The sequence below is a fragment of the Micromonospora sp. NPDC051300 genome (assembly GCF_044455315.1).
Taxonomy (GTDB): Bacteria; Actinomycetota; Actinomycetes; order Mycobacteriales; family Micromonosporaceae; genus Micromonospora; species Micromonospora robiginosa.
In genome coordinates this window covers 296,485-308,979 of the sequence record NZ_JBITEP010000002.1, presented here as the reverse complement: position 1 = coordinate 308,979, position 12,495 = coordinate 296,485, and the positions used below count along the sequence as shown (strand labels likewise).

The 12,495-nt window shown below is 74.5% G+C and carries 15 protein-coding genes; 4 read left to right on the top strand and 11 right to left on the bottom strand.

What is annotated here, in order from left to right:
• Positions 1-112 precede the first annotated feature (112 nt).
• Positions 113-1,063 carry a terpene synthase gene (locus ACIA5A_RS04525; RefSeq protein ID WP_396756350.1) on the top strand — a complete coding sequence of 317 codons (951 nt, stop codon included), beginning with the start codon at positions 113-115 and terminating at the stop codon, positions 1,061-1,063.
• Between the two features lie 118 nt (positions 1,064-1,181).
• Complete coding sequence (locus tag ACIA5A_RS04520) at positions 1,182-3,008, top strand: AMP-dependent synthetase/ligase (protein WP_396756348.1); 1,827 nt, start codon at positions 1,182-1,184, stop codon at positions 3,006-3,008.
• Between the two features lie 81 nt (positions 3,009-3,089).
• On the opposite strand, the gene ACIA5A_RS04515 is transcribed toward ACIA5A_RS04520, so the two are convergent.
• Entirely contained in the window at positions 3,090-4,397 is a 1,308-nt protein-coding gene (locus ACIA5A_RS04515) for a low temperature requirement protein A (RefSeq protein WP_396756346.1), read from the bottom strand.
• Positions 4,398-4,468: 71 nt separating this feature from the next.
• A complete protein-coding gene (locus ACIA5A_RS04510; protein WP_396756344.1) occupies positions 4,469-5,920 on the bottom strand; it encodes a PLP-dependent aminotransferase family protein in 1,452 nt (483 codons plus the stop codon).
• A gap of 59 nt (positions 5,921-5,979) precedes the next feature.
• On the opposite strand from ACIA5A_RS04510, the gene ACIA5A_RS04505 reads away from it, so the two are divergent.
• Both ACIA5A_RS04505 and ACIA5A_RS04500 read left to right on the top strand, forming a co-directional pair.
• Positions 5,980-6,612, top strand: coding sequence for a YitT family protein (locus ACIA5A_RS04505; RefSeq protein WP_396756342.1), 633 nt, complete (start codon positions 5,980-5,982; stop codon positions 6,610-6,612).
• A 116-nt stretch (positions 6,613-6,728) separates the two neighbouring features.
• Complete coding sequence (locus tag ACIA5A_RS04500; protein WP_396756340.1) at positions 6,729-7,190, top strand: hypothetical protein; 462 nt, start codon at positions 6,729-6,731, stop codon at positions 7,188-7,190.
• Between the two features lie 19 nt (positions 7,191-7,209).
• On the opposite strand, the gene hisF is transcribed toward ACIA5A_RS04500, so the two are convergent.
• The 9 genes from hisF to ACIA5A_RS04455 form a co-directional block, all read right to left on the bottom strand.
• The gene (hisF, locus tag ACIA5A_RS04495; RefSeq protein ID WP_396756338.1) at positions 7,210-7,977 is read right to left on the bottom strand and encodes an imidazole glycerol phosphate synthase subunit HisF; all 768 of its coding nucleotides are present in this window, start codon (positions 7,975-7,977) and stop codon (positions 7,210-7,212) included.
• Between the two features lie 77 nt (positions 7,978-8,054).
• Entirely contained in the window at positions 8,055-9,065 is a 1,011-nt protein-coding gene (locus ACIA5A_RS04490; protein WP_396756336.1) for an NADP-dependent oxidoreductase, read from the bottom strand.
• Complete coding sequence (locus tag ACIA5A_RS04485) at positions 9,062-9,487, bottom strand: organic hydroperoxide resistance protein (protein WP_181572933.1); 426 nt, start codon at positions 9,485-9,487, stop codon at positions 9,062-9,064. Before ACIA5A_RS04485 ends, ACIA5A_RS04490 begins: the two co-directional genes overlap by 4 nt.
• A gap of 2 nt (positions 9,488-9,489) precedes the next feature.
• The gene (locus ACIA5A_RS04480; protein WP_396756334.1) at positions 9,490-9,936 is read right to left on the bottom strand and encodes a MarR family winged helix-turn-helix transcriptional regulator; all 447 of its coding nucleotides are present in this window, start codon (positions 9,934-9,936) and stop codon (positions 9,490-9,492) included.
• A 167-nt stretch (positions 9,937-10,103) separates the two neighbouring features.
• Positions 10,104-10,529: a Rid family hydrolase gene (locus ACIA5A_RS04475; RefSeq protein ID WP_396756332.1), complete on the bottom strand. Its 426-nt coding sequence runs from the start codon at positions 10,527-10,529 to the stop codon at positions 10,104-10,106.
• Positions 10,526-11,254 carry a bifunctional 1-(5-phosphoribosyl)-5-((5-phosphoribosylamino)methylideneamino)imidazole-4-carboxamide isomerase/phosphoribosylanthranilate isomerase PriA gene (gene priA, locus ACIA5A_RS04470; RefSeq protein WP_396756330.1) on the bottom strand — a complete coding sequence of 243 codons (729 nt, stop codon included), beginning with the start codon at positions 11,252-11,254 and terminating at the stop codon, positions 10,526-10,528. The genes ACIA5A_RS04475 and priA overlap by 4 nt, the downstream gene beginning before the upstream one ends.
• Before the next feature lie 19 nt (positions 11,255-11,273).
• Complete coding sequence (locus ACIA5A_RS04465; RefSeq protein WP_396756328.1) at positions 11,274-11,594, bottom strand: hypothetical protein; 321 nt, start codon at positions 11,592-11,594, stop codon at positions 11,274-11,276.
• 55 nt (positions 11,595-11,649) lie between these two features.
• A complete protein-coding gene (hisH, locus tag ACIA5A_RS04460) occupies positions 11,650-12,276 on the bottom strand; it encodes an imidazole glycerol phosphate synthase subunit HisH (RefSeq protein ID WP_396756326.1) in 627 nt (208 codons plus the stop codon).
• A complete protein-coding gene (locus ACIA5A_RS04455; protein WP_396756521.1) occupies positions 12,276-12,434 on the bottom strand; it encodes a hypothetical protein in 159 nt (52 codons plus the stop codon). Before ACIA5A_RS04455 ends, hisH begins: the two co-directional genes overlap by 1 nt.
• Between the last annotated feature and the right edge of the window lie 61 nt (positions 12,435-12,495).

The following is a 12,495-nucleotide window of genomic DNA, read 5'->3' as shown; positions in this document are numbered from 1 at the left end:
GTCATGACAAGCGCATTGTGAAAATTGCATATCCCAGCGATGGGTGCCGATTCACCCTGCCGTACGCTCCTGCCCGCCGGTCGAGACCACGGGCGGCGGACAGGGGGCAGGGATGCGTGGCTACGCGCTCTCGGCGCTGCACGAGCCGCCCTTCGCGGCCCGGCGGCACCCCGCGGTCGACCGGGTCGCCGCGGCGAGCGCCGACTGGGCCCGCGACCTCGGCCTGGTCGACGACCCGGCCGGGCAGCGGAGGCTGGCCGGCGCGCACGCCGCCGAGCTGGCCGGGCGGGCCTGCCCGGACGCGACGGTGGACGGGCTGCGGCTGCTCACCGACCTGATCACCTGGCTGTTCGTGGTGGACGACGCCTGCGACGACGGCGACCTGGGCGTGGACCCCACCCGGCTGGCGCCCACCGTGGCGACGCTGCTCACCGCGCTCGACCGGCACGGCGACCCGGCCGCGCCCGCGCCGACCGACGCCGGCCCGCTCGCGGTCGCCCTGCACGACCTGTGCCGACGGGCGCGCGACGTGCGACGGCCGGCGCTGCTGCTGCGCCTGGTCAGCCAGTTGCGGGAGTACCTGCTGGCGCTGCTCTGGGAGGCGGCCAACCGGGAGCACCGGCGGGTGCCCGGGGTGGCCGAGTACGTGCAGATGCGCCGGCACACCGGCGGCGTCCGGCCCAGCTTCACGGTGACCGACCTGGCCCACCCGGCGCGGCCCGGCCCGGCCCGGCGGGCGGATCCGGCGCTGGCCGCGCTGGACGTGCTCGCCACCGACCTGGTCTGCTGGTGCAACGACCTGTTCTCCTACGACAAGGAGCGCGGCGTCGCCCCGGGCTCGCACAACCTGGTGACCACGATCGCCGGCGAGACCGGGCAGGGCGAGGAGGCGGCGTTGCGCGCCGCGGCCGCCCGGTTCAACGCGACGCTCGACGTGTACGCGGAGCGGGACGCCGCGCTTGTCGCCGCCGCCGACGACGGGACGAGGGCCTTCCTCGCCACCCGGCGGGACTGGGTCCGGGCCACCTACGACTGGTCCCGCGCCGCCGCCCGGTACGCCTGAGCACGGCACCCCGACCGTTCGGCACTAGCCGCTGCCCGGGTGCACGCAATACTCTTCGGTAACCGCAGACCGGCGTGACCCCCGTCACGTCCCTCCACCCCTGAAGGCGGCTACCACGATGGCTCTCGATGTACCGTACCGTTCCGTACCGCACATGTTCCTCAAGCGCGTGGCGGATTCCCCCGACCGGCACGCGTTCGCCCACCCCGCCCAGGACGACTCGGGCCCGGTCTGGCTGACGTGGGAGCAGGTCGGGCAGCGCGCCAAGGCGATCGCGGCCGGGCTGCACGGGCTCGGTGTGGGCCTCGAGGATCCGGTCGCGATCCTGGCCAACACGCGGCTGGAGTGGGTGCTCGCCGACTTCGGCGTGATGTGCGCCGGCGGCGCCACCACCACCGTCTACCCGACCACCGAGCCGGAGGACGCGGTCTACATCCTCGCCGACTCCGGCTCGCGCGTGCTGTTCGCGGAGAATCCGGCCCAGGCGGCGAAGATCGCCGGCGCCGAGCTGCCGGCGCTGACCCACGTGGTGCTCCTGGACGGCACGCCGGACCCGGCCGCCGGCGTCCCCCAGCTCACGCTGGCCGAGCTGGAGGAACGCGGGGCGGCGGCGCTGGCCACCGAGCCCGACCTGGTGGACCGGCTGGTCGCCGGGATCGGCCCGGACCACCTGGCCACCCTGATCTACACCTCGGGCACCACCGGTCGGCCCAAGGGCGTGGAACTGCTGCACGGCGGCTGGTGCTGGGAGGGCGTGGCGCAGGCCGAGCTGGGCCTGCTGCGCGTCGACGACCTGCAATACCTCTGGCTGCCGCTGTCCCACTCGTTCGGCAAGACGCTGCTCTGCGGCGCCACCCACGTCGGACTGCCCACCTATGTCGACGGCCGGGTGGACAAGCTGGTCGAGCTGCTGGGCGTGGTGCGGCCGACGCTGATGTGCGGCGCGCCCCGGGTCTTCGAGAAGGTCTACAACAAGGCGGTGACCACCGCGCAGTCCGCCGGGGGCGCGAAGGCGAAGATCTTCGCCTGGGGGGTCACGGTGGGCAAGGAGAAGGTCGCGCTGGAGCAGGCCGGCAAGCCGGTCCCGGCCGGGCTGCGCCTGAGGTACGGGCTGGCCGAGAAGTTGGTCTTCAGCAAGCTCCAGGCGCGGCTCGGCGGCCGGATGCGGGTCCTGGTCTCCGGCGCGGCGCCGCTGAGCCAGGAGATCGCCACCTTCTTCGCCGCCGCCAACCTGCCCATCTCCGAGGGGTACGGCCTCACCGAGACCAGCGCCGGCGCGTTCGTCAACCCGCCCGACGGGCTCAAGATCGGCAGCGTCGGCCGGGCCATGGGCGACCTGGAGTGCCGGATCGACACCGACGGCGAGATCCTGGTCCGCGGTCGCCCGGTCATGCGCGGCTACCACAACCTGCCCGGCGAGACCGCGGAGGCGTTCACCGAGGACGGGTTCTTCCGCACCGGCGACATCGGCACGCTCGACGACGACGGCTACCTGCGCATCACCGACCGCAAGAAGGACCTGGTCAAGACGTCCGGCGGCAAGTACGTCGCGCCGTCGCACATCGAGGGCGTGTTCAAGGCCGTCTGCCCGTACACCTCGCAGGCGGTGGTGATCGGGCAGGCCCGCAACTACTGCACCATGCTGGTGACGCTGGACCCGGACGCGATCCAGGCCTGGGCCGCCGGCACCCGCCTGGAGGGCAGCGACTACACCACGATCGTCACCTCGCCGGAGGCGCAGGAGATGGTCGAGGGCTACGTGGCCGAGCTGAACGCCAAGCTCAACCGCTGGGAGACGATCAAGAAGGTGACGATCCTCCCCCGCGACCTCACCATCGCCGACGGCGAGGTCACCCCGTCGCTGAAGATCAAGCGCCGCAGCGTGGAGACCAACTTCGCCGGTGAGATCGACAAGATGTACGAGGGCACGCTCGCCGAGCTGTAGCCCGTCCCGGTCGCCGCGCCGGCCGTGCCCCACCGTCCCGGGGCACGGCCCGCGCGGGCCGGCCCGGCCGGCGTACCCCGGTCACAGGTGTTCCCGCCGCCACCGGCTCTGCTCGGTCTCGGCGGCGACCTGCTCCTCCAGGGCGAGCTGGCGCACCCGCCGCCGGCGGCCGTCCTCGCTGCGGGTCTCCCAGGCGACGCCGGCGGCGGTCAGCACCGCCAGCACGCCCAGCGCGAACACCTCCGGCACCCGGAACGCGAACGGGGCGGACGCGGCAAGCGCGGCCACCGTGACCAGCAGCGGGCGGTGCACCTCCCGCTCCGCCAGCCACCAGCAGCCGGCGATGCTGAGCAGGTAGAGCGCGACGCCGGAGAAGAGGACCCCGCCCCAGAAGCCGCCCAGCGGCCACCCCCACTGCGGGACGGCCGGGTCGGCGACCTCGGCCAGCAGGTCCTTCAGGCCGAGCGCGTAGAGGATGGTCCCGGTGGTCATCGGCAGGTGCAGGAACGTGTAGACCGAGCGGGCCAGCCGGAGCCGGGCGGACCGGTCGCGGGCGTGGTGCAGCGCCTGCTCCAGCGCGAACGCCAGGGTGTCGAAGTAGACCCACCAGAGCGCCGCCACGACGAGGATGCCGAGCAGGGCGGCCACCGCCACCGGACCGGTCAGCGGCAGCCCGGTCTTCGGGCCGAGCCCCAGCGCGATGATCGACTCGCCGAGCGCGACGAGCACCATCAGCGCGTGCCGTTCCGCCCAGTGCCCGGCCGACACCACCACCCACCAGTGCCAGGCCACGGTGGCCCCGACCCCGTACTCGACGAGCACGGCGAGCGTCCAGAGCGCCAGTTGCAGCCCGACGGCGAACCGGCCCTCCGGCAGCTCGGCGCGGACGACCGCGGCGACCACCAGCAGCGCGGTCGCCACCACCGGCACCAGCAGGCGCAGCAGGAACCGCCGCCGGCGCACCGGGTCGGGGCGGTCCACCCGGGCGAACACGAGGAGCTGGGCCATCCGGATCACGAAGTAGCAGCCGGCGAAGACCAGCGGGCCGGGCAGGCCGCCCGGCCGGTCCTGGAACGCGCCGGGCGCGCTGAGCACCAGCAGGAACGTCGCCGCCACGGTGACGAACCCGACGAGCGGCAGCATCCCCTGGTCGGCGCGGTAGGCGTTGCCCAGCCGGGCGAACCCGGTCCACGACCACCAGAGCAGCGCCAGCACCAGCAGGAAGCGGTAGAGGTTCGCCGGGGTCAGCTCCGAGGCGGTCAGTGTGGTGACGCTGAGGAACGCGAAGACGAAGACCAGGTCGTAGAAGAGTTCCAGCCGCGTGGTGCGGGAACCGGGGGCGGCCGCTCGTAGCGCCCACGACCAGCGGGCGTCGCTCCGGTTCCCCACCCGGGCAGTCTGCGGTGCGTGCCCGGCCCACCGGCCAGGTTCCGCCGATCCCCACCGGAACGGTCACCGGCTCAGGCGATGACGCTCGGCTCCCGCCACTGCGGGCGGCCGGCCCGGTCCAGGTCGTAGCGGACCGCGGCGAGCCGGCCCACCGCCTCCACCAGGTCGGCGGCCGGCAGCGTGAACGGCAGCCGGAGGAACCGTTCCAGCGTGCCGTCCAGCCCGAACCGGGGCCCGGGCGCCAGCCGTACGCCGACCTCCTCGGCCGCCCGGGCCAGCGCGCTGGAGATCGGGCCGTCCAGCTCGGCCCAGAGCGTGACGCCACCACGCGGCACGGTGACCCGCCAGTCGGGCAGCCGGTCGGCGAGCGTGGCGACGAGCGCGTCGCGCTGGGCGGCGAGCTGCGCCCGGCGGGCGGCGACGATGGCCGGCGCCTGGGCGAGCAGGTGCACCGCGACGAGTTGGTCGAGCACCGGGCTGGCCATGTCCACCCCGACCCTCGCCGCGGCCAGCCGCTGCACCTGGGGCGCGGAGGCGCGTACCCAGCCGATCCGCAGGCCGCCCCAGTAGGGCTTGCTCATCCCGCCGATGCTGATCACGCGGGAGTGCCTGTCGAAGACCGCGACCGGCGGCGGCAGCGGGGTGCCGTCCAGCGGCAGGTCGACGAAGGACTCGTCGACCACGAGGTCGGTGCCGGCCGCGTGGGCCGCGCCGACCAGCCGCTCGCGCAGGTCGGCCGCCATCAGGTGGCCGGTCGGGTTGTGGAACTCCGGGATGACGTACGCGAGCTTGGGCCGGGTCTGCCGCAGGCTGCCGAGCAGCAGGTCGGCGTCCCACCCGGTGTCGGAGAGCCCGTGCGTGGTGATCCGGGCCCGGCGGGCGGCCAGCGCGGCGAGCGCGTTGGGATAGGTGGGCGACTCGACGAGCACCGGGCCGCCGGGTGAGAGCGCCAGCCGCAGCACCAGGTCCAGCGCGTGCTGGGTGCCGCTGGTGACCATGATCTGCTCGGGGCTGGTGGGCAGTCCACGCTCGGTGTAGCCCCGTGCCACCGCCTCGCGCAGCTCGATGATCCCGGTCGGGTGGTAGCCGGCGCCGCCGAGATAGCGGGGCAGGTCCTCGGCCGCGGCCCGGGCGGCCGGGACGAGCTGGGGCGGGGCGGACAGCGCGGCCACCCCGAGGTCGATCATGTCCCGGTCGTCCAGCGGGGTCCAGAGCCCGGTGCTGGCCACCCGGTGGGTGCCGGGCAGCATGGTCCAGCTCCCGGCCCCGCGCCGGCTGGCCAGGTGGCCGGACTCGCGCAGTTCCCGGTAGGCGGCGGTGACGGTGGTCCGGCTGATCCGCAGCGCCTCGGCCAGTTCCCGCTCGGCCGGCAGGCGTACCCCGAGGGGGAGCCGGCCGTCGGCGAGCAGGCCGCGGACGGCGGCCGCGAGCGCGACGTAGTCGGGGCTGCGGCGGCGGCCGGGCAGGGCGTGCCACTGACCGAGCAGTCGCGCCAATTGGACGCCACGAACCTGGCTGGTCATAGCCACCCCTCCCCGATTGGCCTCTCCGCGGCCGGCAATTGGACCCTAGGGTGGCATGCATGGCACAGCTTGGCAATCTCCGGCACCGGCCCGTGCGGCGACTCACCCAGCTCTACGCCGGCCTGGTGCTCTACGGCGTCAGCATGGCGCTGATGATCCGCTCCGGGCTCGGCCTGGACCCCTGGGACGTGTTCCACCAGGGGCTCGCCCGGCAGACCGGCCTCTCCTTCGGCACCGTCACCATCGCCGTCGGCGCCCTGGTGCTGCTGCTGTGGATCCCGCTGCGGCAGCGCCCCGGCCTCGGCACGGTCAGCAACGTGGTGGTGATCGGGCTGGTCGTCGACGCCACAGTGCTCGTGCTGCCACCGGGCGAGGGGCTGCCGGTGCGCGCCGCGCTGCTGGTGGTCGGGATCGTCGCCAACGGCGCCGCCACCGGCCTCTACCTGGGCGCCGGCCTCGGCCCCGGGCCGCGCGACGGGCTGATGACCGGCTTCACCGCCCGGCACCCCCGCCTGTCGCTGCGGCTGGTCCGGACCGTCATCGAGGTCACCGTGCTCGCCCTCGGCTGGCTGCTCGGCGGCACGGTCGGCGTCGGCACCGTGGCCTACGCGCTGGCCATCGGACCGCTCGCCCAACTGTTCATCCCGATCTTCGCGCTGCCGGCCCGACCGGCGAACGCCTACGCTGGGTGAGCGCCGCCGGGCCCACCGCCACCGCGCGGGCCGAACCGGACGGCGCTGAGCTGCGACGACGTGCGACCGCAAAACCGGGTGTTTCCTCCGCCCTCGCGGGCGGGCATCATTCGTGCATGGGGGAGAACGGATGGCGTTGGAGCGACGCCTGGATCTTCGTGGCACTGGTCATCGCGAGCGGCGCCGGCCGGCACCGCCGGGCCGCCGCCACACGCCGCCCCGAAGGGGTACGCCTCGCCGACGTGCTCTCCACCGCCGACCACCTCAACCAGGCCATTCCGGAACGGCACGAGGTCGAGGGGGCGGTCCGTCGGCTCGCCGGGGCCGGCCTGGTCAGCGTCTCCGACGGATGGTTCCGGGTCACGCCGGACGGCGAACAGCTCTGGCGCACCCGGCCCAGCGCCGGGCTGGGCACCACTGTCGACACCGTGCAGGGCGTGCTCACCCGCCGGCACCCACCGGGCGAGGCCGAGTGGCAGCTCGCCGAGGACGACCACGCGGCGGCCGTCCAGGAATACGTGGTGCGGTCCATCCCGATGCCCCGCCGCTCCCCCGAGGGGCGTTCCGGCCGGCCCTGAGCGCCGGCCCGACGGGCGCTCAGCGCACCGGGTGACCCGCGCCGCGCAGCGCGTCCTTCACCTCGCCGACGGTCAGCTCGCCGAAGTGGAAGACGCTTGCCGCGAGCACCGCGTCCGCGCCGGCGTCGACCGCCGGCGGGAAGTGCGCCACCGCGCCCGCGCCGCCGCTGGCGATCACCGGCACGTCGACCACCTCGCGGACCGCCTGGATCAACGACAGGTCGAACCCGGCCTTGGTGCCGTCGGCGTCCATCGAGTTGAGCAGGATCTCGCCCGCGCCCAGCTCGGCGCCGCGCGCCGCCCACTCGACCGCGTCCAGCCCGGCGCCACGCCTGCCGCCGTGCGTGGTGACCTCGAAGCCGCTCGGCGTGCCGCCGGCCGGGGCGCGACGCACGTCCAGCGAGAGCACCAGCACCTGCCGGCCGAACCGGTCGGCGATCTCGGCGATCAGCTCCGGCCGGGCGATGGCCGCGGTGTTCACCCCGACCTTGTCCGCGCCGGCGCGCAGCAGCGTGTCCACGTCCTCGACCCGGCGGATGCCGCCGCCCACGGTCAGCGGGATGAAGACCGACTCGGCGGTGCGCCGCACCACGTCGAGCATGGTGCCGCGGTCGCTGGACGAGGCGGTCACGTCGAGGAACGTCAGCTCGTCCGCGCCGGCCCGGTCGTACGCCGCCGCCAGCTCCACCGGGTCGCCGGCGTCGCGCAGGTCGAGGAAGTTGACGCCCTTGACCACCCGCCCGGCGTCCACGTCCAGACACGGGATGACCCGTACCGCCACCGTCATGACCGGAAGCCTAGCCAACGCGCGGGCGGCGGCGACCGGCCGGTGAGGCCGATCACCGCCGCCCGGGGCGTGCACCGTCAGAGGCGGACGAGCATCTTGCCGAGGTTCTCGCCGCGCATCAGGCCGAGGAATGCCTCCGGGGCCTGCTCGATGCCGTCGACCACGGTCTCGTCGTAGGACAGCCGGCCCTCGCGCAGCCAGCCGGCCATCTCCTGGACGAACTGGTCGCGCAGGTGACCGTGGTCACCGACGAGGAAGCCGCGCAGGGTCAGCCGCTTGCCGATCACCAGCGCCAGGTTGCGCGGGGCGGCCGGCGGCTCGGCCGAGTTGTACTGGGCGATCATGCCGCAGATCGCGGCCCGGCCGTGCAGGTTCATCGCCCCGATCGCGGCCTCCAGGTGGTCCGAGCCGACGTTGTCGAAGTAGACGTCGACACCGTCCGGCGCGGCGGCCTTGAGCTGCTGGTGGACCGGGCCCTCGTGGTAGTCGAAGGCGGCGTCGAAGCCGAGCGCGAGGAGCCGCTCGACCTTCGCCGGGGAGCCGGCGCTGCCGATCACCCGGCCGGCGCCGCGCAGCTTCGCGATCTGCCCGACCATGCTGCCCACCGCGCCGGCCGCGCCGGAGACGAAGACGGTCTCCCCCGCCTTCATCGCGGCCACGTCGAGCAACCCGGCGTACGCGGTCAGCCCGGTCATGCCGAGCACGCTGAGGTAGGCGCTGACCGGGGCGATGCCCGGGTCGACCTTGCGCACGCCCCGTGCGTCGACGAGCGCGTACTCGCGCCAGCCGAGGCTGTGCAGGACGACGTCGCCCGGCTTGACGCCCTCGGCCTCGCCGGCCACCACCTCGCCGATCGCGCCGCCGTCGAGCGGGGCGTCCAGCGCGAACGGGGGCATGTAGGACTTCACGTCGTTCATCCGCCCGCGCATGTACGGGTCCACCGACATGAACTGGTTGCGGACCACGAGCTGACCCGGCCCTGGCGTCGGCACCTCGGTGGTGACGAGCCGGAAGTTGTCGGCGGTCGGCCAGCCCTCGGGGCGGGACGCCAGATGGATCTCCCGGTTCACGCTGCTGTCGCTGCTCACAGGGCCTCCCGGACGGTCAGCGCGACCTCGATGTTGCCGCGGGTCGCGTTCGAGTAGGGGCAGACCTGGTGGGCGGCCTCGACCAGCTTCTCGGCGGCCGACCGCTCGACCGCGGGCAGGTCCACCACGAGTGTCACGGCCAGGCCGTAGCCGCCGCTGCCGTTCGGGCCGATGCCCACCTCGGCCTCGACGACCGAGCCGGCGACGTCCGCCTTGGCCTGGCGGCCGACGATGCGCAGCGCGGAGTGGAAGCAGGCCGCGTAGCCGGCGGCGAAGAGCTGCTCGGGGTTGGCCGCGCCGCCGGCGCCGCCCATCTCCTTCGGGACGGCGAGGTCCAGCTCGACGGTGCCGTCGGAGGTGCGGACGTGGCCGTCGCGGCCGTCGCCGGTGGCCTTGGCGGACGCGGTGTAGAGGACCTGCATGGTCACTGCTCCTTCTGTCGGTGGATCGTCTCGGTGACCCGGGTGAGGGTGTCGCGCAGCCCGACCAGCTCGGCCTCGGTGAGGCCGGTGGCCCGGGCCACCCGCAGCGGCACGTCCTCCATCCGCGCCCGCAGCGCCCGGCCGGCGTCGGTGAGGCCGACCTCGACCCGGCGCTCGTCGGCGGCCGACCGGGTGCGCACCACCAGGCCTGCCGCCTCCAGCCGCTTGAGCAGCGGGGAGAGCGTGCCGGAGTCGAGCCGGAGCCGCGCGCCGAGCTCGGAGACCGTGGGGGCGTCGTCGCCGCGCTCCCAGAGCACCAGCAGCACCAGGTACTGCGGGTAGGTCAGGCCGTGCTCGTCGAGGATGGGCCGGTAGACGTCGGTCAGGGCGCGCGACGCCGCGTAGAGGGCGAAGCACACCTGCCGGCGCAGCACCAGATCATCGGTCACGCGTTGAACCGTAGCGCGCAATCGAGTTGTGCACAACTTATCTGGCCAGTGTGACCCGCACCGCAAGCCCGGAACGGAACGGCCGTGCGCCGACAAAGCAGCCTTACCCGGGACCCTGACTCCGGCCGATCGGCTGTGCCGGAGTCAGGGTGCCGGCGCAGGGGAGGTCAGGGCTCGGGGACCCATGCCTCCATCTCGACCTCGACCAGGTGGTCCGGATCGACCAGGCCGGCCACCACCACCATGGTGGCCACCGGCCGGACCGGGCCGAACACCGCGTTGTGCGCCCGACCCACCTCGTCAACGAAGAGCCGGTCGGTCACGTACATCCGGGTCCGCACCACGTCGGCCGGCCCGGCGCCCACCTCGGCGAGCGCGTCCAGGCCGATCCGGATCGCCTGCGCAGTCTGCGCCGCCGCGTCCCCCACGTGCGCCACCCGACCGTCCACCGTGGAGGTGCAGCCGGCGGTGATCGCCAGCGCGCCGGCCCGGACCACGCGGGAGTAGCCGTAGACCGCCTCCCAGGGGCCGCCCGAGCCGAGCCGGGTCACCACCGCGCCGTCGGCCGGCGACCCGCCCACCTCGACCGTCACGCGCCGGCCCGCAGCGTGGCGAGCGCCTCCGCGACGGTGAACGCGCCCGCGTAGAGCGCCTTGCCGGCGATCACGCCCTCCACCCCGACCGGTTCCAGCGTGGCCAGCGCCCGCAGGTCGTCCAGCGTGGACACGCCACCGGAGGCGATCACCGGGGCGTCGGTGCGGGCGCACACCTCGCGCAGCAGGTCCAGGTTCGGCCCGCGCATGGTGCCGTCCTTGGTGATGTCGGTGACCACGTACCGCGCCGCGCCCGCGCGGTCCAGGCGGGCCAGCACGTCGTAGAGGTCACCGCCGTCACGGGTCCAGCCGCGCGCCGAGAGGGTACGCCCGCGCACGTCCAGTCCGATCGCCACCCGGTCGCCGTACTCGCCGCAGATCCGGTCGCACCACTCGGGATCCTCCAGCGCCGCGGTGCCGATGTTGACCCGGGCCGCGCCGGTGCCCAGCGCCGCCCGCAGCGACTCGTCGTCGCGGATGCCGCCGGACAGCTCCACGCGTACGTCGAGCTTGCCGACCACCTCGGCGAGCAGCGCGGCGTTCGAGCCGCGCCCGAACGCCGCGTCCAGGTCGACCAGGTGGATCCACTCGGCGCCGTCGGACTGCCAGGCCAGCGCCGCGTCCAACGGATCGCCGTAGGCGGTCTCGCTGCCGGCGGCGCCCTGCACGAGGCGGACGGCCTGGCCGTCGGCGACGTCCACGGCGGGCAACAGGTCAAGGCTCAACGGTTGTCTCCTCGCATCCTCAACGACGGTCCAGCGCGATCACCACGATCGCCGGCAGGACCAGCAGCAACAACACGACCAACGCCAGCCGCAGCGCGAGGTCGTCGACGAAGTTCCAGATGCCGACCACCGCGACGGCGGTGAACAGCACGATCGCCGCCCGCTCGCCCCGGCTGTGCCGGCGCAGCCGACCGGTGCGGCCCCGACGCAGCCGCGGCGTCAGCAGGCGTACCACCGAACGGCGCCGCTCCCGGCGGGCCACCCGGCGGGCCCGCGCGGCCCGTTCCCGCTCCTGGTCGGCCTCGCGCGCCGCCCGGCGCCGGGCCCGCTCCTTGCTCAAGAGCCGCCCTTCGTTCGCGACCGCGGGGCTCGCAGACCCGGCTCACTCCTCGCGCTCACCCGATCGTTCCGAGCCAGTTGCGCAGCAACGCCGCGCCGGTGTCGGCCGACTTCTCCGGGTGGAACTGGGCGGCCGACAGCGCGCCCCGCTCGACCGCGGCGACGAAGTCGGCGCCGTGGTGCGCGGTGGTCACGGTGGCGCCGGCGGCGGCCAGCGCGGCCGGGTCGGTGACCCCGTAGGAGTGCACGAAGTAGAACCGGGCGTCGGCCGGCACGCCGGCGAACAGCGCCGAGCCGGCCGGGGCGTGCACGGTGTTCCAGCCCATGTGCGGCAGGCGCGGCGCGGGCAGCCGGGTCACCCCGCCGGGCAGCAGCCCGAGGCCCTTGGTGACCACGCCGTGCTCCTCGCCGTGCCCGAAGAGCACCTGCATGCCGACGCAGATGCCGAGCACCGGGCGCCCGGCGGCGACCCGTTCGGCGATGACCGGACCGGCGCCCAGCTCCTCGATCCCGGCCATGCACGCGGCGAACGCGCCGACGCCCGGCACCACCAGGCCGTCGGCGGCCGCGGCGGCGGCCAGGTCGGCGCTGACCGTCACGTCGGCCCCGGCCCGCTCCAGCGCGCGCTCGGCCGAGCGCAGGTTGCCCGAGCCGTAGTCGAGCACCACCACTCGCCGGCCCATCAGCCCTCCCCGGGCAGCAGCCACAGCACGCCGCCGGCGGTGGCCAGCACGGCCAGCAGGCCGACCACCACCACGGCGGCACGCGGCGCGCCCTGCTTGTGCAGCGACCACGTCCCGCCGACCAGCACGCCGGCCAGGATCAGCAACAGCGTCGGCAACACCTTCACGGTCAGTGCCGCCCTTCATCCGCGACCGCGGGACTCCGCTGCGCTGCGTTCC